The 25,240-nt window shown below is 70.4% G+C and carries 28 protein-coding genes; 10 read left to right on the top strand and 18 right to left on the bottom strand.

The window, feature by feature from the left end; translation table 11 throughout:
• The first annotated feature begins 75 nt into the window (after positions 1–75).
• Positions 76–276 (top strand): hypothetical protein, encoded by a 201-nt coding sequence (locus tag JNK30_RS20010; RefSeq protein ID WP_293485023.1) that lies wholly within the window; start codon positions 76–78, stop codon positions 274–276.
• On the opposite strand, the gene JNK30_RS20015 is transcribed toward JNK30_RS20010, so the two are convergent.
• The 10 genes from JNK30_RS20015 to glyA form a co-directional block, all read right to left on the bottom strand.
• Positions 251–718, bottom strand: coding sequence for a hypothetical protein (locus JNK30_RS20015; RefSeq protein WP_293485025.1), 468 nt, complete (start codon positions 716–718; stop codon positions 251–253). The genes JNK30_RS20010 and JNK30_RS20015 overlap by 26 nt on opposite strands.
• Before the next feature lie 138 nt (positions 719–856).
• Positions 857–1,306, bottom strand: coding sequence for a GFA family protein (locus JNK30_RS20020; RefSeq protein WP_293485027.1), 450 nt, complete (start codon positions 1,304–1,306; stop codon positions 857–859).
• 73 nt (positions 1,307–1,379) lie between these two features.
• The gene (locus tag JNK30_RS20025; protein WP_293485029.1) at positions 1,380–1,700 is read right to left on the bottom strand and encodes a DUF1905 domain-containing protein; all 321 of its coding nucleotides are present in this window, start codon (positions 1,698–1,700) and stop codon (positions 1,380–1,382) included.
• A complete protein-coding gene (gene thiL / locus JNK30_RS20030; protein ID WP_293485031.1) occupies positions 1,690–2,658 on the bottom strand; it encodes a thiamine-phosphate kinase in 969 nt (322 codons plus the stop codon). Before thiL ends, JNK30_RS20025 begins: the two co-directional genes overlap by 11 nt.
• Positions 2,642–3,103 (bottom strand): transcription antitermination factor NusB, encoded by a 462-nt coding sequence (gene nusB, locus JNK30_RS20035; RefSeq protein WP_293485033.1) that lies wholly within the window; start codon positions 3,101–3,103, stop codon positions 2,642–2,644. Before nusB ends, thiL begins: the two co-directional genes overlap by 17 nt.
• On the bottom strand, positions 3,100–3,564 hold the full coding sequence (ribH, locus tag JNK30_RS20040) for a 6,7-dimethyl-8-ribityllumazine synthase (RefSeq protein WP_293485035.1): 465 nt from the start codon (positions 3,562–3,564) through the stop codon (positions 3,100–3,102). The genes nusB and ribH overlap by 4 nt, the downstream gene beginning before the upstream one ends.
• Before the next feature lie 31 nt (positions 3,565–3,595).
• The gene (locus JNK30_RS20045; protein WP_293485037.1) at positions 3,596–4,186 is read right to left on the bottom strand and encodes a riboflavin synthase; all 591 of its coding nucleotides are present in this window, start codon (positions 4,184–4,186) and stop codon (positions 3,596–3,598) included.
• Position 4,187: 1 nt separating this feature from the next.
• On the bottom strand, positions 4,188–4,832 hold the full coding sequence (locus tag JNK30_RS20050; protein WP_293485039.1) for a RibD family protein: 645 nt from the start codon (positions 4,830–4,832) through the stop codon (positions 4,188–4,190).
• Between the two features lie 4 nt (positions 4,833–4,836).
• Positions 4,837–5,310 (bottom strand): transcriptional regulator NrdR, encoded by a 474-nt coding sequence (gene nrdR / locus JNK30_RS20055; protein ID WP_293485041.1) that lies wholly within the window; start codon positions 5,308–5,310, stop codon positions 4,837–4,839.
• 31 nt (positions 5,311–5,341) lie between these two features.
• Positions 5,342–6,631 (bottom strand): serine hydroxymethyltransferase, encoded by a 1,290-nt coding sequence (gene glyA, locus JNK30_RS20060; protein WP_293485117.1) that lies wholly within the window; start codon positions 6,629–6,631, stop codon positions 5,342–5,344.
• A gap of 203 nt (positions 6,632–6,834) precedes the next feature.
• Between glyA and JNK30_RS20065 the strand changes: the two genes are divergently transcribed.
• A complete protein-coding gene (locus JNK30_RS20065) occupies positions 6,835–7,269 on the top strand; it encodes a MucR family transcriptional regulator (RefSeq protein WP_293485043.1) in 435 nt (144 codons plus the stop codon).
• A gap of 243 nt (positions 7,270–7,512) precedes the next feature.
• On the opposite strand, the gene hemA is transcribed toward JNK30_RS20065, so the two are convergent.
• From hemA to JNK30_RS20090, 5 genes are all read right to left on the bottom strand, one after another.
• Complete coding sequence (gene hemA, locus JNK30_RS20070) at positions 7,513–8,742, bottom strand: 5-aminolevulinate synthase (RefSeq protein WP_293485045.1); 1,230 nt, start codon at positions 8,740–8,742, stop codon at positions 7,513–7,515.
• Positions 8,743–8,914: 172 nt separating this feature from the next.
• On the bottom strand, positions 8,915–9,823 hold the full coding sequence (mmsB, locus tag JNK30_RS20075) for a 3-hydroxyisobutyrate dehydrogenase (RefSeq protein ID WP_293485047.1): 909 nt from the start codon (positions 9,821–9,823) through the stop codon (positions 8,915–8,917).
• 22 nt (positions 9,824–9,845) lie between these two features.
• Positions 9,846–10,601 carry a methyltransferase gene (locus tag JNK30_RS20080; RefSeq protein ID WP_293485049.1) on the bottom strand — a complete coding sequence of 252 codons (756 nt, stop codon included), beginning with the start codon at positions 10,599–10,601 and terminating at the stop codon, positions 9,846–9,848.
• A 37-nt stretch (positions 10,602–10,638) separates the two neighbouring features.
• Entirely contained in the window at positions 10,639–11,691 is a 1,053-nt protein-coding gene (locus tag JNK30_RS20085; protein WP_293485051.1) for an enoyl-CoA hydratase/isomerase family protein, read from the bottom strand.
• A complete protein-coding gene (locus JNK30_RS20090; protein ID WP_293485053.1) occupies positions 11,688–12,827 on the bottom strand; it encodes an isobutyryl-CoA dehydrogenase in 1,140 nt (379 codons plus the stop codon). Before JNK30_RS20090 ends, JNK30_RS20085 begins: the two co-directional genes overlap by 4 nt.
• A gap of 92 nt (positions 12,828–12,919) precedes the next feature.
• Between JNK30_RS20090 and JNK30_RS20095 the strand changes: the two genes are divergently transcribed.
• Positions 12,920–13,519 (top strand): hypothetical protein, encoded by a 600-nt coding sequence (locus tag JNK30_RS20095; protein WP_293485055.1) that lies wholly within the window; start codon positions 12,920–12,922, stop codon positions 13,517–13,519.
• Positions 13,520–13,588: 69 nt separating this feature from the next.
• Complete coding sequence (hemB, locus tag JNK30_RS20100; RefSeq protein WP_293485057.1) at positions 13,589–14,605, top strand: porphobilinogen synthase; 1,017 nt, start codon at positions 13,589–13,591, stop codon at positions 14,603–14,605.
• Between the two features lie 2 nt (positions 14,606–14,607).
• On the opposite strand, the gene JNK30_RS20105 is transcribed toward hemB, so the two are convergent.
• The 3 genes from JNK30_RS20105 to JNK30_RS20115 form a co-directional block, all read right to left on the bottom strand.
• A complete protein-coding gene (locus JNK30_RS20105) occupies positions 14,608–15,471 on the bottom strand; it encodes an SMP-30/gluconolactonase/LRE family protein (RefSeq protein ID WP_293485059.1) in 864 nt (287 codons plus the stop codon).
• Positions 15,472–15,533: 62 nt separating this feature from the next.
• Positions 15,534–16,406, bottom strand: a complete 873-nt coding sequence (locus tag JNK30_RS20110) for an alpha/beta hydrolase (protein WP_293485060.1) — start codon at positions 16,404–16,406, stop codon at positions 15,534–15,536.
• Positions 16,407–16,413: 7 nt separating this feature from the next.
• Positions 16,414–16,923, bottom strand: a complete 510-nt coding sequence (locus tag JNK30_RS20115; protein WP_293485062.1) for a GNAT family N-acetyltransferase — start codon at positions 16,921–16,923, stop codon at positions 16,414–16,416.
• Between the two features lie 82 nt (positions 16,924–17,005).
• On the opposite strand from JNK30_RS20115, the gene JNK30_RS20120 reads away from it, so the two are divergent.
• The 6 genes from JNK30_RS20120 (at position 17,006) to JNK30_RS20145 (ending at position 24,897) form a co-directional block, all read left to right on the top strand.
• Positions 17,006–17,914, top strand: coding sequence for a flagellar motor protein MotB (locus tag JNK30_RS20120; protein WP_293485064.1), 909 nt, complete (start codon positions 17,006–17,008; stop codon positions 17,912–17,914).
• Between the two features lie 81 nt (positions 17,915–17,995).
• Positions 17,996–18,757: an arginyltransferase gene (locus JNK30_RS20125; protein WP_293485066.1), complete on the top strand. Its 762-nt coding sequence runs from the start codon at positions 17,996–17,998 to the stop codon at positions 18,755–18,757.
• 95 nt (positions 18,758–18,852) lie between these two features.
• On the top strand, positions 18,853–19,515 hold the full coding sequence (locus JNK30_RS20130) for a chromosomal replication initiator DnaA (protein WP_293485067.1): 663 nt from the start codon (positions 18,853–18,855) through the stop codon (positions 19,513–19,515).
• Between the two features lie 95 nt (positions 19,516–19,610).
• Positions 19,611–21,188 carry a CYTH and CHAD domain-containing protein gene (locus JNK30_RS20135; RefSeq protein WP_293485069.1) on the top strand — a complete coding sequence of 526 codons (1,578 nt, stop codon included), beginning with the start codon at positions 19,611–19,613 and terminating at the stop codon, positions 21,186–21,188.
• Positions 21,189–21,206: 18 nt separating this feature from the next.
• Positions 21,207–23,420 (top strand): RNA degradosome polyphosphate kinase, encoded by a 2,214-nt coding sequence (locus JNK30_RS20140; RefSeq protein WP_293485071.1) that lies wholly within the window; start codon positions 21,207–21,209, stop codon positions 23,418–23,420.
• Positions 23,401–24,897 (top strand): Ppx/GppA phosphatase family protein, encoded by a 1,497-nt coding sequence (locus tag JNK30_RS20145; protein WP_293485073.1) that lies wholly within the window; start codon positions 23,401–23,403, stop codon positions 24,895–24,897. Before JNK30_RS20140 ends, JNK30_RS20145 begins: the two co-directional genes overlap by 20 nt.
• Positions 24,898–25,240 lie beyond the last annotated feature (343 nt).

Genomic DNA, 25,240 nt, shown 5'->3' on the forward strand with positions numbered 1-25,240 from the left:
CGGCCACGCTTGGTGCTGGGCGGGACTCACGCTTCCTTGCCCGCCAAGGGGCTCAAGTCTGTGAGTGGAGTGCGCATGCCCGACGCCACCTACGTCGCCTTCGTTCCCGCCGGAATGAGCGCAAAGCTGCGGTCCGTCCTGCAGTCCGAGGACACCGGCGCGCTGACGTGGCGTGAGCGCAGGGTGATGTTCGGCAGCGAGTTTTACTTCTCCGGCCCGCCCAAGCTCGCCCGGGCGACCCACGCCTACGTCAGCGAGTGGGTCGTCCGCCACTGAGGCCCGGCCGCAGTTCCAGCCGGTCGATCCTCCAGCGAAGTTCCTCGGCGCTTGCGCCCGGCGTGTCGTCGGCCCGCCGGACGATGGCGCGGCCCGCGGTCCTGTACGCCATGCCGGCCTGATCCAGCCCGTAGATGACGAACGGGACGGTCACATAGATCGTGCCCGCAACCCTGCGGACGCGGACCGGCGGGCCGACCTCGGCCTGCAGGGTGCGGTAGGCCGAGACGTCCTCCTCCCGACCGTCGACGCGGAGGGCCGCGGCCTCAGCCGTCCGGCCGGCCTCGACCAGCCGGTAGTACCTCTCCACAGCCAGGGCGGCGCGTTCGCCGGAAGGCGGGGGATCCGCGCAGGCGGCCACGGCGAGGGCCCCGAGCATGACCGCCAGGGCTCGCCGATCCGGGGCGATGCGCCGGGGCTGCACCTTATTCCCTGCGGCCAAGTGGGATTTCTCAACGTACATGCGGCATGAACGCGTTTGCAGTCGCCCGATTCCGGCTTCCCGAGTGGGTCGAGCGGACCCTCCGCCTGACCGCTCCCGGCCGCCCCTTGGCCCTGGAGCCCGAGCGGGCCATAGCGGCTATTGCGCCGCGGCGGCCTGGTAGGCCGTCACCAGCTCTTGCCATTGCGCCATCTCCGGGAAGCGCGGGAAGCTTCGGCTGGCCGGGGTGACCGCCCAGGGCAGCCGTTCGTCCGTGAAGGTTTCCACGAAGGGCGTGAAGTCGCCCGCCTCGTCGAACATCGTGGCGCGTATGTTGACCAGCCAGTCGGCGCCTTCCGGCCGCGTGTAGAGCCAGCTCATGCAGTGCGGGCAGAAGTAGTGCTGCGTCGGCCCATGCAGGCCGCCCATCACCGGCTCGCCCGAGAGCACCTCGAACGCTCCGGCGGGGTACATCGCGGAGAGGGAGAACGCGCTGGCCGTCATCCGCTGACACCCCGTGCAGTGGCACGCCATGGTCAGCAGCGGCGGGGCGGTGGTCCGGAACCGCACCTGGCCGCAGCGGCAGCCGCCCTCGCGCACCTGCGTCATATGGGCCTCCCGGGATTGAACGCGCGCCAGCATGGCCCCTGAGCTGATCGGGGCAAAGGGCGTTTCCTTGCGCTCACGGCCGGCGCGGCGCGATGGAAAGCTGGATCTCGATGCGATCCCCGGCGGTCACGCCGACCTTGCGCCGCACGGCGTCCTTGAGCGGAACGAGATAGGTCCCGTCGCGCGGGAAAAGCGAGGTGGTGAACGTCACCCCGTCCAGCATCGCCGACACCGGGACGACGCCCCAACCGTAGCTCGCGAGCCGCGCGGCGGCCCTCATGTCGTCGGCCAGGTCGCGCGGAACGACGGCGAAGAAGAACGGGCTCGGGCCGCGCCAGTGAATGACCTCCGCCTCGAAGGCGATGCTCGCGTGCGCGGGCAGGTCAGGCTTCATCCGCGCCAGCCTGCCCGTGGCGCCATCCGCCGGCGCCCGGATCGACCACGGCTCCGGCGGCGCGCACCTCGATGCCGGCCCCTTCCCTAACCTCGCCCACGACGGTGAAGCCCGGGGGCTTGCGGACGCCGGGCGGGGCCGTGCAGACGACCTCGTAGTCGTCGCCGCCCGAACCGAGGCGCAGGAGCGCCGCTGGGATATCGGGCTGGGCTTCCAGCCAGGTGGCCGCGCCGCCGGACAGGGGAAGCTGGTCGAGGTCGATGACGATCTGGACGCCGCTGGCGTCGGCGATATGGCGCGCGTCCGCGATCAGGCCGTCCGAGACGTCGGCCGCCGCCGTCGCCACGCGGCGCAGCGCATCCCGCAGGTCGAGGCGCGGCTCGGGGAGCCGGTAGCGGAAGGCGAGCTGCCCGCTGGGGTCGGAGATCTCGCCCCGGACGGCCGCCAGCCCCAGGGCGCCGTCGCCGATGGTGCCGCTGACCAGCAGCCGGTCGCCTGGGCGGGCGCCCGCGCGCCGCACCATCCGGCCCTGGGGGACCCAGCCCATGACCGTCAGGCTGGCCATCAACGGCCCGGGGGTGGAGACGGTGTCGCCGCCCAGGAGGCTGACGCCGAAGGTCTCGAAGTCGGCGGCGAGGCCCAGGGCGAAGCGTTCCCGCTCCCGTTCGCCGGTGGCCGCCGGCCACGCTATGGCGAGGAAGGCGGCGAACGGCTCGGCGGCCTTCGCGGCGAGGTCCGACAGGTTCACGCGCGCCAGCTTGCGCGCCACGAGGTCCGGGGCCTCCCCCACCGGGAAGTGGACGCCTTCCACGATGGCGTCCTTGGTGACCACGATGTCGTGGCCCTTGCGGCTGGGCAGTATGGCCGCGTCGTCCTTCAGCTCCAGAGCGCCGGGCGCTCCTCGCGTCAGCGGCCGGAAGAGCCGCGCGATCTCGCCGAATTCATCCAGGCCGGACATCGCGCGCGACGGCGTCCAGGGCGCCGTTGACGAAGCCCGGCTCGGTCCCCTCGAAGAAGCTCTTCGCGATCTCCACGTATTCGTCGATGGCCACTTCGGTCGGAACGTCCGGGCGGTGGGTGAGCTCATAGGCGCCCGCCCGCAGGATGGCGCGGACCGTGGCGTCCAGGCGCTCCAGCCGCCAGTTCTCCGCCAGCCTGCGCGCGATCGCGGCGTCCACCTGCGCTTGGCGGGCCACCACGCCGCGCACCAGCTCGGCGAAGAAGCCTTCGTCGGCGGACGCCAGCCTCTGCCCCTCCCCGTCCGGCCCTTCCACGTCGCGGTCGAAGCGGTGGTCGGTGAACTCGCGGATGACGTGCTCCACGCCTGCCGCCGAGACCTCCATCTGGTAGAGGGCCTGCACGGCCGCGAGACGCGCGACCGAGCGCGAGGCGTGCGAGGTCATCGACGCCCGCCCGTGAGCTGCCGCTTCAGGGCGATCATCGAGAGGGCGGCCCGCGCGGCGCCGCCGCCCTTGTCGCCCTCGCTGATGCGCGCGCGCGCCCAGGCCTGCTCGTCGTCCTCTGTGGTGAGGATGCCGTTGCCGATGCACAGGCGCTTGCCGACCGTCAGCTCCATGATGCCCCGGGCGCTCTCGTTGGAGACGATCTCGAAGTGGTAGGTCTCGCCGCGGATGACGCAGCCCAGGGCCACGTAGCCATCGTAGTGCTTGCCGGTGGGTCGGTGGGAGGCTTCCTCGGCGAGCGCGATCGCGCCGGGGATCTCCAAGGCGCCCGGCACCGTGACCACGTCGTACTCGGCCCCGAAGGCCGAGAGGGCCTGGGTGGCGCCCTCGAGAAGGGCGTCGGCGAGGTCGTCGTAGAATCGCGCCTCCACGATCAGGAGGTGAAGCGGCTCGTCGCTCATGGCGGTCCCTGCAGGCAGTTGGAAGCTGCTCTTAGGCCGTTTCGCGCCACCGGGCGAGATAGCGCGCGAGCATGTCGATCTCGAGGTTCACGCGCGCGCCCGGTCGCAGGCGGCCCAGGGTGGTGACATCCCAGGTGTGCGGGATCAGGTTCACCCCGAAGACGTCGTCCTCCACCGCGTTGACGGTCAGGGACACGCCTTCCACGGTGATCGAGCCCTTGGGCGCGATGAAGCGATGCAGGGGCCGCGGCGCGCGGATGCGGACACGGTGCGATCCGCCCTCGCTCTCGACCGAAAGCACCTCGCCCACGCCGTCGACGTGCCCGGAGACAATGTGGCCGCCCAGTTCGTCGCCCACCCGCGCGGCGCGCTCGAGGTTGACCGGATCCCCCGCCTTCCAGTCGGAGAGGGTCGTGAGGCCGAGGGTCTCGCCCGACACCTCCACCGCGAACCAGCCGTCGCCCTTCTCCACCACGGTGAGGCAGCAGCCCGCGTGGCTGACGGACGCTCCGATGTCGATCGTGGACAGGTCGAACCGGGTCTCGATCTCGAACCGCCGATCGCGGTTGGTGTCGCGGACCGCGCGCACGCGCCCCACGTCGGTGACGATGCCGGTGAACATCTCAGATCCTCGCGTAGCGCTCCCAGAGGTCCTCGCCGAGCTGGCTCACCTCCACGCGCCGGAAATGGGGGACTTCGGCAAGCGCCGCAACAGCGAGCGAGCCCACGCCGGGCCGCCCCTCGCCGCCGATCACGATCGGGGCGCGAAACCACTCGATCGCGTCCACGAGCCCGCAGCGGAGAAAGCTGCCCGCCACCTGCCCGCCGCCTTCCACCAGGAGGTCCGCCAGGCCTTCCCGCGCCAGCGCCTCCACCGCCTTGTGAAGGTCGGGCCGATCCTCGCCGAGCGCCGGCACGGTCACCACCCGGACGCCCGCCGCGGTCAAAGCCGGGTCCGGCTCGCCGGTGGCCACGACATAGGTGGACGTCTCGCGCGCCGTGCGCACGAGCGTGGCGTCAAGCGGCAGCCGCTGGCGGCTGTCCAGGACCACGCGCGCGGGCTGGCGGCCATCGTATCCCGCCAGCCGGACCGTGAGGGCGGGATCGTCCGCCAGGACCGTCTCGATTCCCACCACCACGGCCTGATGCGCCGCCCGGAGACGATGGGTCTGTTCGCGGGCGGCGGGTCCGGTGATCCACTTGCTCTCGCCCGATGCGGTCGCGATCCGTCCGTCCAGCGAGGTGGCCAGCTTCAACGTGATCGTCACGCCGCTACCTCGGCTCGGCCCCGGCCTCGCTCAGCCCTTCTTCACCCAGGAACCGGGCGAAGTCCTGGGTCTCGCGGAAGTCGCGATAGACCGAGGCATAGCGGACGTAGGCGACGTCATCGACCTGCTTGAGCTGCTTCATCACGAGTTCGCCCACGGTCGACGACGGCAACTCGGTTTCGCCCATGCTCTCGAGCTGGCGCACGATGGTCGAGATCATCCGCTCGACCCGCTCGGGCTCGATCGGGCGCTTGCGGATGGCGATGGAGATCGAGCGGGCCAGCTTGTCCCGGTCGAACGGCGTGCGGCGGCCCGAGCGCTTCAGGATCGTCAGCTCGCGCAGCTGCACGCGCTCGAAGGTCGTGAAGCGGCCCTCGCACGCCGGGCACAGGCGGCGACGGCGGATGGCGGCGCCGTCCTCGGACGGACGGCTGTCCTTCACCTGGGTCTCGTCATGACCACAGAACGGGCAACGCATATCTAGCCCCTCCTGCAGCCACTTAACGCTATTAGCTGTAGATGGGGAAGCGCCTCGTCAGGGCCACGACCTCGCTCCGGACCTTCTGCTCGACGGCCGAGGAGTCCTCGCCGGTGGAAACCGCGTCGAGAACCTCGCCGATCCAGCGGCCGACCTGGCGGAATTCCTCCGGTCCGAAGCCTCGCGTCGTGCCGGCCGGCGAACCCACCCGAAGCCCCGACGTCTGCATCGGCGGCAGCGGATCGCCTGGGATCGAGTTCTTGTTCGTGGTGATCCCGGCGCGTTCCAGCGCCACCTCGGCCTGGGCGCCCGAGACGTTCTTGGGCGTCAGGTCGACCAGCATCAGGTGGCTGTCGGTGCCGTTGGACACGATCTTGAAGCCGACGCTCTGCAGGCTGTCGGCCAGGGCGCGCGCGTTCGCGATGACCTGCTTCGCATAGGTCTTGAACTCGGGCCGCAGCGCCTCGCCGAACGCCACCGCCTTGGCGGCGATGACATGCATCAGCGGTCCGCCCTGGAGCCCCGGGAAGACGGCCGAGTTGAGCTTGCTCGCCAGCTTCTTGTCGTTGGTCAGGATCAGGCCGCCGCGCGGTCCCCGCAGCGTCTTGTGGGTCGTCGTCGTGACGATGTGGCTGTGCGGGAACGGGTTGGGGTACTCGCCCGCGGCCACCAGGCCCGCGTAGTGCGCGATGTCGCTCATCAGCAGCGCGCCCACTTCGTCCGCGATCTGCCGGAACTTCGCAAAGTCGATGTGGCGCGAATAGGCCGACCCGCCGGCGATGATCACCTTGGGCTTGTGCGCCCGGGCGACCTCGGCGGCCTCGTCGTAGTCGATCAGGTGGTCCTGGGCCCGCACGCCGTAGGCGACAGGGTGGAACCACTTGCCGGACTGGTTGACGCTCTTGCCGTGCGTCAGGTGGCCGCCGTGGTCCAGGTTCATGCCCATGAACGTGTCGCCGGGCGTCATGGTGGCCATGAAGACCGCCTGGTTGGCCTGGCTGCCGGAGTGCGGCTGCACATTGGCGTACTCGCAGCCGAACAGCTGCTTCGCGCGGTCGATCGCCAGCAGCTCGGCCTCGTCGACCACCTCGCAGCCGCCGTAGTACCGCTTGCCGGGGTAGCCCTCGGCGTACTTGTTGGTCAGCACCGAGCCCTGGGCGTCGAGCACGGCCTTGGAGACGATGTTCTCCGAGGCGATCAGCTCGATCTGGTCCTGCTGCCGCTTCAGCTCTCCGTCCAGGATCCTGGCGATGGCCGGGTCGGTCTGGCCGACTCCCCCCTGGAAGAAGTCTTCGGACGGGCGCTGGGACTGGACGTGCAGGTTCAAGGGCAAGGCCTTTCGCGGGAGCGCCGAGTCTGAGCGGCGGAGGCGCCTCCTTTACTCCCGAACGCCTCCCGCTCCAACCGCGGCCGCCCGCAGTATTTCTGGGAACTCGTTTCGATCTCCGCACGTTGCGGCCAAAGGCCGGGGACGCCGCGGGCGGTGGTCTGGCGGTCGCGTGGCTTATCGAGGGGGGCGTAAGTATGACTGCAGGGATGAACGACGAGGGCTCGGCCGGCGAGGACGTCCTGCGCCTGGGCGCAGCCATCGTGGCGGCCTATGTGAGCCGCAACCAGGTGCCGATCGCGGAGGTGCCCGACATGATCCGCACCGTGCATCAGGCCCTCGCGCAGCTTTCTTCGGGCGGATCGCCCGCGCCTGTCGAGGAGCGGCCCAAGCCGGCGGTGCCCGTCGGGCGCTCGGTCCAGCACGACTACATCGTCTGCCTGGAGGACGGGAAGCGGCTGAAGATGCTGAAGCGCTACCTGCGCTCCCGCTACAACATGAGCCCCGAGGACTATCGGCGCCGCTGGGGACTGCCGCCGGACTACCCCATGGTCGCGCCGGCCTACGCGGCGCGCCGGTCCGACTTCGCCAAGCAGATCGGCCTCGGCCGGGGCGTGCGCCGGCGGAAGTGACGATCGGCCCGGCCTGCGCACCGGAGGACGCCCCTGCGCGAAGCAGGGGCGCCCTGGGACTCCACCCCTATGTCGGGTTGTGGTGGCGCAGAGCCCTCTCCTGCAGTTGAGCACGCCTCGGCCTTGGCCGCGTTGCGCCATGGCGCCGCAGACGAGAGCGCCGTCAGGGCGCGCGCATGCGCAGCCCGTCGCGCAGGCGCGCGAGGCCGAGGGTTCGCCCGGAATTCGTATCCGAAGGCCGCCTCAGGCGGCGTAGCCGCCCACGCGTTGCACGTTGCAGCGGACCCACAGCGCTTCGAGGACCTCGACGAGCTCGTCCATCATGCGGTCGTCGTGGGCCGGCGACGGGGTGAACCGAAGACGCTCGGTGCCGCGAGGGACCGTGGGGTAGTTGATCGGCTGCACGTAAACGCCGTGATCCTCGAGCAGGATGTCCGAGATCATCTTGCAGTGGACCGGGTCGCCGACCAGCACCGGCACGATGTGGCTGACGCTGGGCATGACCGGAAGCCCGGCCTTGCGGAACTTGGCCTTCAGCGCCGCAGCCCGCTCCTGGTGCGCGACGCGGACCTCGTCGTGTTCCTTCAGGTAGCGGATCGAGGCCACCGCGCCTGCGGCAAGCGCCGGCGGCAGCGAGGTCGTGAAGATGAAGCCGTCCGCGTAGCTGCGAATCGCGTCGCAGATCACGGCGTCCGCGGCGATGTAGCCGCCCATGACGCCGAACGCCTTGCCCAGCGTGCCTTCGACGATGTCGATCTCGGCCATCACGCCGTCGCGCTCGGCCACGCCGGCGCCGCGCGGGCCGTACATGCCGACCGCGTGCACCTCGTCGAGGTAGGTCATGGCCCCGTACTTCTTCGCGAGCGCGACCGTGCCCCGCATGTCGGCGATGTCGCCGTCCATGGAGTAGACGCTCTCGAACGCGATGAGCTTCGGCACGGCCGGGTCGGCGGCGGCCAGAAGTTCCTCGAGGTGCGCCAGGTCGTTGTGCCGGAAGACGACCCGCTGCTCGCGCTTGCCGGCGCGGATGCCGCTGATCATCGAATTGTGGTTCAGCTCGTCGGAGAAGATGATCAGGCCGGGCAGGATCTTGTAGAGCGTCGACAGCGAGGCTTCGTTGGACACGTAGCCCGACGTGAAGAGCAGCGCCGCCTCCTTCTGGTGAAGGTCGGCCAGCTCGCGCTCCAGTTCGACGTGGTAGTGGGTGGTGCCCGAGATGTTGCGCGTGCCTCCGGAGCCGGCGCCGGCTTCCTCGATCGCCTTGTGCATCGCATCGAGCACGATCGGGTTCTGGCCCTGGCCGAGGTAGTCGTTGGAGCACCACACGGTGACTTCGGAGGTCGAGCCGTCGTCGCGGGTCCAGGTCGCCCGCGGGAAGGCGCCGCGATGCCGCTTGAGATCGGCGAAGACCCGATACCGCCCCTCGGACCGGACGCGCTCAAGCGCCGTCGCAAAAGCCTGCCTGTAGTCCATCGACTCGATCCCGGCTGCGGGCCCTTGCGAGCGCGCGTTCCCCGGCCCCTCTTCAACGCCTGCCTTTTGGCGCCCTGATTTCAGGTTGTCCATTGGTTCGGCTGTCGCACGCGGGCCACGTTTCGTGAACGAGTACCTAGAATTCGTGAACGACGCTCGGCTTTGACGCCGATCAACTCGTCCGCTGCTGCGCAGGCGGCAGATTGCCGCGCAGCATCTCCAGGATTCCGGAGAAATCCTTCCCGCCGCCGCCCAGCCGGTCGAACAATGCGTAGAGCCCCTCCGCGGCGGCGCCGAGCGGCGCGGCCGCTCCCGCCTTGGCTGCGGCGTCCTGGGCGAGCTTGAGGTCCTTCAGCATCATCGCCGTGGCGAATCCGCCCTCGTAGCCGCGATTCGAAGGGGCGGCGGGCACCGGTCCGGGCCATGGGCAATAGCTGGTCAAGCTCCAGCACTGGCCCGACGACTGCGACGAAATCTCGTGGAACTTCACGGGGTCCAGGCCCAGCTTCTCGGCGAGCGCGAGGGCCTCGCAGACGCCGATCATCGAAATGCCGAGCACCATGTTGTTGCAGATCTTGGCGGCCTGCCCGGCGCCGTGATCCCCCGCGCGAATCGTCGCACGCGACATGGGCCGGATCGCGTCCTCGACAGCGGCGAAGTCGGCCTCGTCGCAGCCCACCATGAACGCCAGCGTGCCCGCATCGGCCGCCGCCACGCCGCCCGAGACCGGCGCGTCGGCGAAGCGGAAGCCGGCGGCCTTCGCCTGGGCGGCCACGGCGCGCGCGCTGTCGACGTCGATGGTCGAGCAGTCGATCAGGAGGGCCGTCGGCGGCGCATTCGGCAGGATGTGCTCGGCGTAGACGCTGCGCACGTGCGGCCCGGCGGGCAGCATGGTGATCACGACCTCGGCGGCGCTGACCGCGTCGGCGATGGAACCGGCCCTGCGGCAGCCGGCGCCTGCAGCCCTCTCCACGGCGGCAGGCGACAGGTCGAAGGCCATGACCTCGCGCCCCGACTTCGCCTGGTTTGCGGCCATCCCGCCGCCCATGTTGCCCAGGCCGATGAACGCAACGCGGGTCATGACTACCTCTTCGATCTCGTGACTATCTGGGCTTGCGGAACTTGTAGATGAACTGGTCGGTGCGGCCCCGGATGGCGGGGTCGAACACCGCCTTCGCGTGGTCGTCGGCGGGATTGCGCAGCAGCGTGCTCTCGCCCTCGAACTTGAAGCCCGCGGCCTCCACTTCCTTGCGCACCAGCGCCGGGTCGATGCGATGCAGCCGGTCCTGCGGATCCGGGGGCGTGCCCGCGGCGGCGGCGTGGTCCAGCACGACGAAGACGCCGCCCGGCTTCAGGGCGTCGAAGATGGCCTTGGTCGCCTTGCGCCCGTTCTCGGGGTTGCGGACGTAGACGTCGTGGTAGTTCTGCGACGTCCAGACCAGATCGACCGGCGCCGGCAGCTTCATCTCGACGAGCGGAACCTGCACGACCTCGATGTTGCCGTAGGCCGGGTCGGCCGCCACAGCGCGGATCGGCGGCGGGTTCGCCGGAGGGGCCGCGCCCGCCGGCGGTGCGTTGATCACGGCATAGACCTTCCCCTTGGGCCCGACGGCCTTGGCGAAGATCCGCGTGAAGTATCCGCCGCCCGGGATGAAATCCGCCACCGCCTGGCCCGGCCTGACCCCCGCGAACTCCAGCATCTCAGCCGGCTTGCGGTCGGCGTCGCGCTTCGTGTCGGCTTCCGGTCGGGACTTGTCGGCCACCGCGGCGAGCTGGTTCGCGGTGGGCGCAGCGCTTGCGGACGCTGACGAGGACAGCGATGCGGCGGCGCATGCGGCCAGCAACAGGATCGGCTTCATGGGGTTCCTCCCGCCGGCCAGCACCGGCCGGTCGCGGTCACGTTAGAGGCGACCACTCCTCGTTGGAAGGCAGCGGGGCGAAGATGGCGTCCAGCGTCGCCTCGCTCACGTCGTGCGGACGCGGTTCGCTCCACGTCGGCGCATTGTCCTTCTCCACGATCACGGCGCGCACGCCCTCGATGAAATCGTGCCGCTGCACGACCCGCGCGCCGATGCGGTACTCCATCGCCATGTTCTCGGCGAAGTCCTTCGCCCGGGCCCCCAGCTGCAGCTGGCGGAACGCGACCTTCATGGTCTGGGGCGACTTGGTGGCCATGACCTTTAGCTGCTCGCGGGCCCAGTCCGTGTCGGCCGCTTCAAGCGCCGCGACGATGGCCTCGACGCTGTCGCCCGAGAACAGGCGCGCGATCTCGTCCTGATGCTGGGCGATCGGAGGCCGTCCGGAGTCCCCCTCGAACTCGGTGAGCAGCGTCTCGATGCGCGTCGGCTCGGCGAGGATCGCAGCCTTGAGGTCGGCGACCTTCCCGCTCTCCACGAAGTCCGTCGCCAGGCCCAGGAGCTCGCAGTCCGCCGCCTTGATCCGCGCGCCCGTCAGGGCCAGCCACAGGCCGATGTGGTCGGGCATCCGGCTCAGGTACCAACCGCCGCCGACGTCGGGGAACAGGCCGATCCCGGTCTCCGGCATCGCGAACGTCGTCCGCTCGGTCGCCACCCGGTAACGGCAGGGGCGCGAGAGGCCCACGCCGCCGCCCATGGTCACGCCGTCCATGATCGCCGCGGTGGGCTTGGGATAGTGGAAGAGAAGGTGGTTGAGCCGGTACTCGACGAAGAAGAACTCGCGGGCCAGCCGTCCATCACCCGCGCCGCTCTCCGCCAGCATGCGGATGTCGCCGCCGGCGCAGAAGCCGCGCTCGCCCGAGTGGTCGAACAGCACCAGGTCCACCGCCGGATCGTCCCGCCACGCCACCAGCGCGTCGGTCATCAGCCGGCACATGTTGGTGGTGAGCGCGTGCAGCGCCTGCGGCCGGTTCAGCGTGATCCGCCCCACGCGCCCCTCGACCCGACAGAGGACTTCCTGCGCTTCGCTCATGACCGGAACAGCTCCCTGGCGGTGATGACCCGCATGATCTCGTTGGTGCCTTCGAGGATCTGGTGGACCCGCAGGTCGCGGACGATCCGCTCCAGCGGATAGTCGCGCAGATAGCCGTAGCCGCCGTGAAGCTGCAGGGCCTGGTTGGCGACCTCGAATCCGGCGTCGGTGGCGAAGCGCTTGGCCATGGCGCAGTAGCGCGTCGCGGCGGGATCCCTGTTGTCCAGCGCGTGGGCGGCCCGGCGCACCATCAGGCGCGCGGCGTCCAGCTCGGTGGCCATGTCCGCGAAGCGCCACTGGAGCCCCTGGAACTCCCTCAGCGGCTGACCGAACTGCCGGCGCGTCTCGAGGTACGCCTTGGCGGTGTCGAGGGCCAAGCCCGCGCCGCCCAGCGAACACGAGGCGATGTTGATGCGTCCGCCGTCGAGGCCCGCCATGGCGATCTTGAACCCCGATCCCTCTTCGCCGACGCGGTTCGCCACCGGCACGCGGCAGTCGTCGAAGTTCACCTGGGCCGTCGGCTGGGCGTTCCAGCCCATCTTGCGCTCCTGGGCGCCGAACGAGAGTCCCGGCGTCCCCTTCTCCACCACAAGCGTCGAGACGCCCTTGGCGCCCGGCCCCCCGGTTCGGACCATCACCACATAGACGTCCGAGCTCCCGGCGCCCGAGATGAAGGCCTTGGAGCCGTTGACCACATAGTGATCCCCGTCGCGCACGGCCGTCGTCGTCAACGCGGCCGCGTCCGAGCCGGAGCCGGGCTCGGTCAGGCAGTAGGAGGCGATAAGCTCCATGGTCGTCAGCTTCGGCAGGAAGCGGCGCCGCAGGTCCTCGTCGCCGAACCGGTCGATCATCCACGAGGCCATGTTGTGGATCGAGATGAAGGCGGCCGTGGTCACGTCGCCGTAGCTCAACTGCTCGAAGACGATCGAGGCGTCGAGCCGGGACAGAGCCGATCCGCCCACGTCCTCGCGGACATAGAGGCCGGCGAAGCCGAGCTCCGCCGCCTTGCGCATCACCTCGACGGGGAAGGTCTTCTCTTCGTCCCAGCGGGCGGAATTGGGCGCGAGTTCGGCGAGGGCGAAGGCGCGGGCGGCGTCCTCGATCGCGCGCTGGTCTTCGGTCAGGTCGAAATCCATGGGCGCGGTTGAGCGCGGCGCGCTCGGGCTGTCAATCGGCGCCATATCGGCGACGCTATTGCGAGCTTGGCTGCGTCGACGGGAGGGCGCGTATGCACGTGGTGGAGAGCGCGCTGGAGCTGCGTGGGCTCGCCCGCCGTCGCGGCCGGTTGCTCCTGACCCTCATCCTCTCGCTCGCCCTCCACGGCGGCGTGCTCGGCTGGTTCGCGCTTCGCCAGGACAGCGCGACGCCACCCTCCGAGACGCCGGCTATCGAGGTGCAGCTGGTCGAAGCCCCGCGGCAAGCCCGCGCGGACCCGACCGCATCGTTGTCCCGCCGCGCCGATCCTGCGCGCACGACGCCCGACGCCACGGACCCGCAACCCCGCTACGCCGCGCCGCCGACCCACGGCGCAGGCGGTGAGCAGGGCGGCGTCGACCTGTACGGCCCCGTGTTCGCTGACGGACGCTGGCCGCGACCACGCCTCGTGCTGCGGCGCTGCGATCCACTGAAGGATCCCGACCTCAGTTCCCCCGAATGCCGGCGCGAGCGTGAGATCGACGCCGCCGTGACCCGCAACGCCGACCCCGCCAACGGCGCCGGCGACTTCGCCCGGGAGGCGCGGCACAACGAGGCCCTTCGCCGCTACCGGGAAGCGCCGGGGGCTGCGGGCTTTCCGGGAGTCCGCTGCCACATCCTGCATCGGTGCTAGCCGCCGGCTCGGTCGCCCGCCGCGTCGCGGGGGTTGCGTCGATCGTGAAGCGGGTTCAAACGCCCGCGCATGACCAAGGCTCGCCTCGCCGCCTATCCCGCCCTGCGCATGCGGCGGCTTCGACAGTCGGACTGGATCCGCCGGCTCGTCCGCGAGACGGTGCTCACCCCGGCCGACCTCATCTGGTCGATGGTGGTGCACGAGGGCGAGGGCCAGGTCCCGGTGGGCTCCATGCCCGGCGTCGCCCGCCTGTCCGTGAAGGACGCGGCCGCCGCGGCCCGGGAGGCGAAGGCGCTGGGCATCCCGGCGATCGCCGTCTTTCCGCACATCGACGGCGCCAAGAAGGACGCGAGCGGCAGGCTCGCCGCCGACCCCGACGGCCTCGTGTGTCGCGCCGTGAAGGCCATGAAGGACGCCGCGCCCGAGGTCGGGATCATGTGCGACGTCGCGCTGGACCCCTTCACCGACCATGGCCATGACGGGCTCCTTCAGGACGGCCGGATCGTCAACGACGCCACGGTCGAGGCGCTGGTCGCGCAGGGCCTGGTCCAGGCGCAGGCCGGCTGCGACATCCTTGCGCCCAGCGACATGATGGACGGCCGCGTCGGCGCGCTGCGCACCGCCCTCGAGGCCGAGGGCCTGCAGGACGTGATGATCATGTCCTACGCCGCGAAGTACGCGTCGGCCTTCTACGGGCCGTACCGGGAGGCCATCGGCTCGGGCAAGCTCGGCACGGGTTCGGTCGAGAACCCCGGCGACAAGAAGACCTACCAGATGGACTCCGCCAACCACGCCGAGGCGCTGCGCGAGGTGGCGCTCGACATCGCCGAGGGGGCCGACATGGTGATGGTCAAGCCGGGGATGCCCTACCTCGACATCGTCCGGCAGGTGGTGGACGCCTTCTCACTGCCGACCTTCGCCTTCCAGGTCTCGGGCGAGTACGCCATGATCATGGCCGCGGCCCGGAACGGCTGGCTCGACGAGGAGCGCTCGATCCTCGAAAGCCTCGGCGCCTTCAAGCGCGCGGGCGCCGCCGGGGTCATCACCTACTTCGCCCCGCGGGCGGCGCGGCTGCTGGGGGCCTGAACTCAGGGCCAGCCCGCCCGACCCGCATCGACCTCGGCCGCGATCACCTTGCCGGTGCGCCCGGCCGCGCCGCCGCCGAGCCCCGCCGCCGTCAGCATGAAGAGCGTGCGTCCCGCCTCGCCCCCCAGCATGCAGGCGTAGCAGGGCTGCCCCGTCTCGATCACCTCCAGAACCTTGCCGCCTTCCGCCACGCGGACGCACTCTGGCGCGCTGGGATTGGCGACCCAGACGGCCCCCTCGTCGTCGAGGCAGATGCCGTCCGGGACCCGGGCGCCGAGCTCGGCCCAGACGCGGCGGTTCGACAGCCCGCCGTCCGGAGCGACGTCGAAGGCCGTGAGGACGCGGCCGAAGCTCTCCCCCAGGATGAGCGTCCTGCCGTCCGGCGTGATGACCGTCCCGTTCGGAAAGGCCAGGTCGTCGGCCACGACGCGCGCCCGTCCATCCGGCGACACATAGGCGAGCTTCGCCTTGACCATGCCGGCGGCCACGCCGCCCTTGGCCATCGCGGCGTCCAGATCGAAGCCGAAGTTGCCCACGTAGGCCCCGCCCTGCGCGTCCACCACCATGTCGTTGCAGTGGAAGGTGGCGATGTGGCCGAGGTCGGCGTGCACCGAGATCCGGCCGTCGGGCGTGCGACGCAGAAGCTGGCGGCGCGTCATCGAGACGATCAGCATGGAGCCGTCCGGCTGCCAGCCCAGTCCCGACGGCTGGTCGTCGATGGTGAACTCCGTCCGCAGGTCCCCCGCGGGCGACACGGATTTCACCGCGTGATCGTAGAAGTCGCTGAACCAGAGGCGGCCGTCCCGCCAGCGAGGCCCCTCCCCGAACTGAAGCCCGGCGGCCACCTCCCGCGTCGTCCGTCCCATCTGCGTCTCCCCGAGCGTGCGGCGCCCATGATCGGCCGTGCGACCCGGGCTGTCACCCGCGATCAGCCCGGCCCGGGAAGCCACTCGCCCAGGATGGCGTTGACCTTCTCCGGCGCCTCCTGCTGCACCCAGTGGGAGACCTTGGGCAGGCGGCGAATGGTGAGGTCGCGCACGAACTCGTCCGTGCCGTCGAGGAGCTCGACGCCCAGCGCGGCGTCCTCCTCGCCCCAGACGATAAGCGTCGGCGTCTCGATCCGCGGCCAGGGGCCGCGCATCTTGCCCCCCAGCTGGAAGGCCGCGCGGTACCAGTTGATCATGCCGCGGATGGCTCCGGGCCGCTGGGCGTCGCGCGCATAGCGGTCGAGGACGTCGTCGCCGAAGTTGGACTTGTCGACCGCCATGCCGTGGAACGCGCGGCGGATGGCGCGGGCGTCGCTCGCGGTCATCATCGCCTCGGGCAGGCCCGGGATCTGAAAGAAGAACATGTACCAGGAGCGGCCCAGCTGGCGCAGGTTGCCCTTCGACAGGTGCCGCGCCATCACGCCGGGGTGCGGGACGTTCATGATCACCAGGCGCTCCAGCGGACGCGGCGCGTGGGTCGCGAACGTCCAGGCCAGCCCCGCCCCCCAGTCGTGGCCGATGAGCGTGACCTTCCGCGCCCCGCTGGCGTCGATGAGCGCGGCGACGTCCTCCATCAGCCGGTCGATGAGATAGGCCTTCACCTCCGCGGGCTTCGGCTCGGTCTCGCCGTATCCGCGCAGGTCCGGCGCCCAGGCGCGGTAGCCCATGCTGGCCAGGAACGGCAGCTGGAAGCGCCAGGAGAACCGGCTCTCCGGGAAGCCGTGCAGGCAGAGCGCGAGATGATCGCCCTCCCCCGCCTCGTCGACGGCGAAGCGGAAGCCATTGGCCTCCACGGTGCGGGTCGTGATCGTCATGTGGCCCTCAGGGACATGTGAAATGCGCGCTCTCCCGGTCCATCCCGGGAAGCTGGATGACGCCCCGGTAGGTGAAGCCCACCTTCCGGAGCACCGCCATGGAGGCGAAGTTCTCGAGCGTGGTTATCGCCGCCAGCGCCGGGATGCCGAGCGGCCCCTGCGCATGGGCCAGCACCGCGGCCGCGGCCTCCTGGGCGTAGCCCTGGCCCCACACCCGCTCGATGAAGGCGTACCCGACGTCGGGAACATCCAGCCCCTCGCGCCGCACGAGGCCGGCCATGCCCACGGGCGCGCCGTCGCGCTTCTGGACCGCCACCCACATGCCGAAGCCGTGCTCGCGGTAGCTCGCGCGCATGCGGTCTTCGATGAAGCGCGCCGCGTCCGCCACGTTCCGCACGCCCCGGTCGCCGATGTTTTCCAGGAAGCCCGGGGAATTCAGGAGATCGACCAGGAACGGCGCGTCGTCGTCCTCGACGTCGCGCAGGACCAGCCGCTCGGTTTCAAGAACCACCGCCACGCCGCAACTCCCCCTCGTGCAACACCATCTTAACGCGGCTCGCGCAGTTTGCCCGGCGAAACACAGTTAAGGCGGGTGAACCATGGCGGTGGGCGGCGACCAGCCGATCATCCTCAAGCGGATCAAGAAGGGTGGCGGCGACGGGCACCACGGCGGCGCCTGGAAGGTGGCCTACGCCGACTTCGTGACCGCGATGATGGCGTTCTTCCTGCTGATGTGGCTGATCAACACCACCTCGCCCGAGCAGAAGCGCGGCATCGCCGACTACTTCGCCCCCGCCAGCGTGTCGCAGACCAGCTCGGGCGCCGGCGGCATCCTGGGCGGCGCGGCGCTGGCCAACGACGGCTCCAAGGCCTCCGGCTCGTCGGACGTGATCGAGGAGTTGGCGCCGTCCTCCCGCAATCCGAACGACGGCGACTCGAAGGAAGGCGGCAAGCCGATGACCGCCGAGGAGGCCGCCGCGGCCGAGCAGGCGGCCGCCCAGGCGGCCCGGGAGGACGCGGCGTTCGCCTCTGCCGCCCAGTCCCTGCGGCAGGCGATGCAGTCGATGCCCGAACTGGCCGAGCTTTCGAAGAACATCATCATCGACGAGACGCCCGAGGGCCTGCGCATCCAGCTCATCGACCAGGAAGGCCGGTCGATGTTCAACCAGGGCTCCACCCAGCCGAACGACCGGGCCAAGCTCCTGTTGCGGGCGGTTTCCAAGGTGATCAACCAGCTTCCGAACAGGATCTCGATCTACGGCCACACCTCGGCGAGCGCCAACGGCGCCAAGCCGGAATCGGACTGGTCGCTCTCGTCGGCCCGGGCCGACAGCTCCCGCAAGGTGCTGCAAGGCGCCGGCGTCGACCCCGACCGCGTCTACCAGGTGTCGGGCAAGGCCGGGTCCGAACCGCTTTATCCCGACGATCCGATGCTGCCCGGCAACCGCCGCATCGCCATCGTGTTGCTGCGTGAGGCGCCGGTGCTGCCTCCGGAACCGGGACTCTAGCGTAGTCCTTGCGTGGAGGCCGCGCATGACGCCTAATCTCGGGCGAAAGGCGCTCGACGCGAAAAGGGCGACCGCGGATCCGTGACGCAGCATTTTCCCACCCGACAGCTCCGGTTCTTCCTGACCGCGCCGTCGCCGTGTCCCTATCTGCCCGAGCGGTTCGAACGGAAAGTCTTCGCCCACCTGCCGCTGTCGGACGGCGCCCAGGTCAACGACAGCCTGACCCAGGTCGGCTTCCGCCGGTCGCAGAACATCGCCTATCGGCCCGCGTGCGAGGCCTGTTCCGCCTGCGTCTCCGCCCGGCTTCCCGCCGCCGACTACGTCTTCTCGCGCTCCGAGCGGAAGATCCTCGCCCGAAACGCCGACATCGAGCGCCACCTCGTCGAGGCCGAGGCGACGATGGAGCAGTTCGACCTGCTCCGCCGCTACCTGCTGGCGCGCCACGCCAGCGGCGGCATGGCCGAGATGACCTGGCCCGACTATGTCGCCATGGTCGAGGACACGGCGGTCCGCACGCACATCATCGAGTATCGGCTCAAGACACGGGACGGCGGTCCGGGCGACCTCATCGCCTGCGCCCTGGTGGACCTGATGAGCGACGGCCTGTCGCTGGTCTACAGCTTCTACGACCCCACCCTCGCCCGGCGCAGCCTCGGGTCGTTCATGATCCTGGACCATGTCGTCCAGGCGTGCCTCACCGCGCTGCCCTATGTGTATCTGGGCTACTGGGTCCGCGGTTCCGAGAAGATGGACTACAAGGCCCGCTTCTCCCCCATCGAGCTCCTCAAGCCCGACGGCTGGACGCTGGCCGCCGCGCGGGACCTGCCGGTGCGTCCGGCCTGACCCTGTGAAACCCGGGGGCGGCGTTCGCAACCTGTGGCAAGCCGCCGAAGAAGCCCATAGACTGCGGGCGTGAAGTCAGCCCCTCGATCAAGCGCATGGCGCGGCAGCTTCGGCTGAACCTCGGCAGGGAGACGCCTCCCTCCTTCGGCGACTTCGAGCTCGGCCCGTCCAACGCGACCGCCGTGGACGCCGTCCTGGCCTACCCGCGGTGGCCCGGCGGGTGCCTGGCGCTGATCGGCCCGCAGGGCGTCGGCAAGAGCCACATCGCCCAGGCCTGGGCTCGGCGGGCCGAGGCTGCGCGGACAGATCCTGAATCGCCCGATCTCGCGGCCGCCGCGGGCCGGCCGGTTCTGCTGGAGGACGTCGACCGCGGCTTCTCGGCCGAGGGCCTTTTCCACCTGATCAACCTGGCGGGCCGCGCCGGCGGCGGCCTGCTGCTGACGGCCCGAACGCGGCCCGCCACCTGGCAGACCGACCTGCCCGACCTGCGGTCTCGCCTCAACGCGTTGCCGGTGGCCGAGATCGCCCCGCCCGACGATGCGGTGCTCGAGGGCGTGCTGCGGCGCTTCTTCCGGAACCGCAACATCCGGCCGCCCGAGGAGGTCTATCCTTACCTCCTGGCGCGCATGAACCGGTCGATCCCCGACGCCGAGGAGATCGTGCGCCGCCTGGACGAGGCCGGCGACGCGGGATTCCGGCCGGTCACCCGCGTGCTGGCGCGGCAGATTCTCGAGGACGCGCAGCAACTCGACCTGTGAGGGCCGAAATATTTTCCGGCGCGATAGACAAACCGATTCTTTTTCCTCCACTGGTTCGACCCGTGGCGGCGGGGCCACGGCTTCGGGACGTTCGGATGCTTGCGCCAGGCCCAGGGACGGCGGCGCCTGAGCTGGAACTCAAGTTTCAGCTGGGCGATGGCGCCGTCGAAGCCCTTCAGGCGCTTTTCCCCGTCGAGGCGGCTCGCATCGCCCGCCTGCACGCCGTCTATTTCGACACCGCCGATCACAGGCTGCGGGACGGCGGCTTCAGCCTTCGCGTCCGCCGCAGCGACGAAACCTACATCCAGACGCTCAAGCACCGGAACGGCGGCGGCCTTTTCCAGCGCGACGAGTGGGAGACCGAAGTCGCCGGCCCGGACCTGGACCTCGCCGCCCTTGCAGGCACGCCGGCCGCGAACGTGCTGGCCGACGCCGCCGTGAACCCGGCCTTCACCGTCGAGGTCGAGCGGCGCACGCATGCGTGGGTGCGTGGCGAGATCCACATCGAGGTCACCTTCGACACCGGCGTGATCACGGCCGGCGAGAGGACCGAGCCGGTCGCGGAACTGGAGCTGGAGCTGATCTCGGGCAGCCAGCAGGACCTCTTCGACCTCGCGCGCGACCTTCAGCAGCGCGCCGCGCTGACGCTGTCGTTCGAAAGCAAGGCCGAGCGGGGCTACCGGCTGGCGGGCCACGACGGCGTCGCGGCGCTCAAGGCCCAGTCCCCGGCCATCGGACCGGACACGACCGGAGCGGCCGCGTTCCAGTCGATCGCGCGCGACGCCCTCGTCCAGATCGCGGGCAATGCGCGCCTGCTGCAGCGGGCCCACAACCCGGACGTCCTGCACCAGTTGCGGGTGGGCCTGCGGCGGCTGCGCGCGGCGCTTTCGGTCTTCCGGAACATGCTCGACCCGAACGGGCTCAACCTGGCGCGCTCCGAGACGCGGTGGCTCGCCGGCGAACTCTCGGAGGCGCGCGACCTCGACGTGTTCCTGCAGCTCGCGGCGACGCCCGACGAGATCGAGGAAAGCGCCGGCCGCGCGGCGTTCTTCCGCGCGCTGCGTCACGCCCAGGCCGAAGCCTATGAGAAGGCCTTGGCGGCCGTCCGCTCCCAGCGCTTCCGCAGCCTCCTCGTGACGCTCGGCGAGTGGATCGAGGTCGGCGCGTGGCAGGGTCTCGCGAACGAACGGGCCCGGCGCCTGCGCGAGGGATCGGCCGCCGCGCTGGCGGCCGCCCTCATGGACCGCCAGGACCGGCGCCTGCGCCGCCGCTCGCACGGCTTCCGGCGGCTCGACCCGGAGGCGCGGCACGACCTGCGTAAGGAGGCCAAGAAGCTCCGCTATGCCGCCGCTTTCTTCGGCGAGACCTTCCCGCAGCATCCGAAGCGACGCGCGCGCTTCATGACGGTGCTGCGGGCCCTGCAGGACCGGCTGGGACTGCTGAACGACATCGCAGTCGCCCGCACCGTGGCCGCGCGGGCTGTCGGGCGGCGTGGCGGGGAGCTCGCGTTCGCGGCCGGGCTTGAGGTGGGGCGCATCGCGAGAGGCGAAGATAACGCCATCGACGCGGCCAACGCGACGTTCAAGGCGTATCGGAAGCTGAAGCCCTACTGGTCGGCCCCGAACGATCATGAGGACCTTAACCTTTCGAGACCACGTTTAGAGAGCGTCTGACGCCGCCCGAGAGTCTGCATGCCCAACGACGCCGTTCCGATCAGCGCCAACACGCCCGCGCCGGCTGACGCCGGTGCGCTCGCGATGGAGGACCTGTCCGGCTCGCCGTTGCGCTTCTTCAACCGCGAGCTCTCGTGGCTGGCCTTCAATCGCCGGGTCCTGGCCGAGAGCATGAACCCGCGGCATCCGCTGCTCGAACGCCTGCGGTTCCTGGCCATCAGCGCCAACAACCTCGACGAATTCTACATGGTGCGGGTCGCGGGTCTGAAGGCGCAGGTCCGCGAGGGCATACGCGTCGTGAGCCAGGACGGCCTGACCGCGGCCGAGCAGCTGGTCAGGGTGAACGCGGCCGCCGCCGAGCTGATGGCCGACCAGCAGACCCGCTGGCGCGAGCTTTGCGCCGAGCTGTCCACCGAGGGTCTGCGATACGTTTCCGCCGCCGAGGTCACCGACGCCGAGCGCGCGGGTCTCGAGGAACGGTTCCTGAACGACCTGTTTCCGGTGCTGACCCCGCTGGCCATCGATCCGGCGCATCCGTTCCCGTTCATCCCGAACCTGGCGTTCTCGCTGGTGCTGAAGATCCGCCGGACCGCCGACGGTCGGCAACTCTATGCGCTGGCGCCGCTGCCGGCCCAGGTGGCGCGTTTCTGGGACATCGCCCCCGGCCGCCAGAGCACGCGGCGCAAGGCCGAACGACGGGTGATCTCGCTGGAGAGCATGGTCACCCTTTTCCTCGACCACCTGTTCCCCGGCTGTGAGATCGAGGAACAGGGCGTGTTCCGGCTGATCCGCGATTCCGACGTGGAGATGGAGGAAGAGGCCGAGGATCTGGTGCGCGAGTTCGAGGCGCGCCTGAAGCAGCGGCGCCTGGGCTCCGTCGTTCGCATCGAGATCGAGGACGACATGCCGGAGGAGCTGCGCAGCTTCATCCTGCAGAGCCTGCGCGTGGAGCCCGAGGACGTCATCGTCTTCGACGGCCTGCTGGGACTGGACGAGCTCACCCAGATCATCCCGGCCGACCGCCCCGACCTGAAGTTCAAGCCCTTCGAGCCGCGGTTCCCGGAACGCATCCGCGACCACGGCGGGGACTGCTTCGCCGCGATCCGCGAGAAGGACATCCTGGTCCACCACCCGTTCGAGAGCTTCGACGTGGTGGTCCAGTTCCTGCGCCAGGCGGCGCGCGATCCGAACGTGCTGGCGATCAAGCAGACGCTCTACCGCACCAGCCAGGACAGCCCCATCGTCGCGGCGCTGATCGAGGCCGCCGAGAACGGCAAGAACGTCACCGCCGTCGTCGAGATCAAGGCGCGCTTCGACGAGGAGGCGAACCTGAAGTGGGCGCGAGACCTCGAGCGGGCCGGCGTGCACGTCGTGTTCGGCTTCATCGAGTACAAGACGCACGCCAAGCTTTCGACGGTCGTCCGGCGCGAGGGCGACGTCCTGCGCACCTACTGCCATTTCGGGACCGGCAACTACCATCCGATCACCGCGCGCATCTATACGGACCTGTCGCTGTTCACGACCGATCCCGCCTTCGGCCGGGACTCGGCGAAGCTCTTCAACTACGTCACCGGCTACGCCCAGCCGGTGAGCCTTGAACGGCTGTCCTTCTCGCCGGTCACCATGAAGCGGGATCTGCTGCGGCTCATCGGCGAGGAAAGCGTCAACGCGCGCGCCGGCCGGCCGGCCGGGATCTGGGCCAAGATGAACTCCCTGGTCGACCCGGAAGTGATCGACGCGCTCTACGAGGCCAGCCGGGCGGGCGTTCCCGTCGACCTCGTGATTCGCGGGATCTGCTGCCTGCGTCCCGGCCTGCCGGGGCTCTCCGAGAACATCCGGGTCAAGTCCATCGTCGGGCGGTTCCTCGAGCACGGGCGGATCGTGGCCTTCGCCAACGGCCACGCGATGCCCTCGCCCCATGCCCGGGTCTTCATCTCCTCGGCCGACTGGATGCCGCGCAACCTCGACCGGCGGGTCGAGTGCATGACGCCGGTCGAGAACCCCACCGTCCACCAGCAGGTCCTGCAGCAGATCATGCTCGCGAACCTGAAGGACGAAGCGCAAAGCTGGACCCTCGACGGCGACGGCGGCTATAGGCGTGATCCTGCCTGGGACCACCCGAACGCCTTCTCGGCGCACGAGTACTTCATGACCAATCCGAGCCTTTCCGGTCGTGGGCAGAGAGTGAAGGACATGCCGCGCGCGATCGAAAATGTGGCCTCGCGAGGATAGCGCGCCGCGCTCCGACGGCCGGCAGGCCGCGGTCATCGACGTGGGATCCAACTCCGTCCGCCTCGTGATCTACCGGGTGGACGGCCGGGCCCTCTGGACCATCTACAACGAAAAGGTGGTCGCCGGACTTGGCCGCGACCTTCCGGCCACGGGCCGGCTGAACGCCGAGGGCGTCGAGGCCGCGGTGGGCGCCCTGCGACGCTTCCGCGCCCTGCTCGAAGGCTGGCGCGCCGAGGAGGTGAGCGCGGTCGCCACCGCCGCCGTGCGCGAGGCGGCGGACGGGCGCGCGTTCCTGAAGCGCGTCCTGGACCAGACGGGCCTCGACGTCCGCGTCCTCTCGGGCGAGGAGGAGGCCCGCTACGCCGCCCTGGGCGTGCTGTGCGGCCAGCCCGAGGCGGACGGCGTGGTCGGCGACCTGGGCGGATCCAGCCTCGAGCTGGTCCGGCTCGGGGGCGTGGCGAATCCGGAGGGCGTCACGCTGCCCCTGGGTCCCTTCTCCCTGGGCGCTCCCAAGAGCCTCAACATCGAGCGCACGCGCCGCATCGTCGACGACCATCTCGCGCCCCTGGCCCGGCGCTTCGCGAGCCCGGCGTTCCATGCCGTTGGGGGCGCCTGGCGCAACCTCGCGCTGCTGCACATGCAACTGGCGGACTATCCCCTGCACGTGGCGCATCAGTACGAGATCGGCCGCAGCGATGCGCTGGATCTGGCCCGGTTCGTCCAGCGGCAGTCCCGCTCGTCGCTCGAAGGCATCGATGGCCTTTCGAAGAAGCGCTTCGATACGCTGCCGTACGCCGCGCTGGTGCTCGAGCGCGTCCTCGAGCGGCTGGGCGTGGAAAAGGTGGTAGTGAGCGCCTACGGGGTGCGGGAAGGCATGCTTCTCGAGGCCATGCCCCCCGAGGTCCGCCGCCTCGATCCCCTCATCGAGGGCTGCGAGGCGCTGACGGCGCAGCGCGGAATCTCGCCGGTGCTGGGACACGCGCTGGAAGCCTGGGTCGGGCCTCTCTTCGAGAGCCTTCCGCCGCTCTTCGGGGATCGCGACCGGGTCCTCGTCGCCGCCGCCTGCCGCCTGGCCGACCTCGGCGCGCGGCTACATCCCGACCACCGGGCGGATCTGGCGTTCGACCAGGTGCTGCGCGCGCCTCTGGCCGGCATGCGGCATCCCGAGCGCGTCTTCCTGGCCGCCGTCGCCTTCTCGCGCCACTCGGCCGCGCAGCCGCCCCACCCGACGGTGGCGCGCGTGCTCAGCGCCGAGCGCCGGCAACGAGCGCGGGCGCTCGGCTCCGCGATACGGCTGGGCTGCGACCTCTCGGGCCACAACCCGCGCCTGCTCGAGAAGTCGGGCGTGACGATCCGCGGCGATCGCCTGGCGTTGAACGTGCTGGCGGGCTGGGAAGACATGCTGCTCGGCGAGCAGACGACGCGCCGGGCCCAGACGCTCGCGCAGGCGCTGAAGCTGAAGCTCGAGATGGGCTGACGCGAAGAGGGGGGCGGCCGCGAGGCGCCCCCGTCCCCGAACCTTCGGCCATGGCCCTCGAGCGGGTGCTGACGGGCGGCAGGGCCGCAGGGTCCATACGAAGAGGGCGGCGCCCCGGTCGCCCGGAACCCCGCCCTCTCTTCCAGATCCGTTGGGGGATCTGAGCCTTCGAGGTGGATGGCCGTCTCGACTTCGCTGGGCGAACCCAGCTCGGCGTCGACCGCACCCTCCGTGCCACCTCCGGAACCGCCGGCGCCACCTGGGGTCGCCCCCGTGTCGCACCGCCTGCCCTGGAGAGCCTCCTGCCCGCTCCGCGTTCCGGTCGCCCGGTCCGCCGCGCCGC

It is taken from the genome of Phenylobacterium sp., assembly GCF_016793225.1.
In the GTDB taxonomy this organism is placed as follows: domain Bacteria; phylum Pseudomonadota; class Alphaproteobacteria; order Caulobacterales; family Caulobacteraceae; genus Phenylobacterium.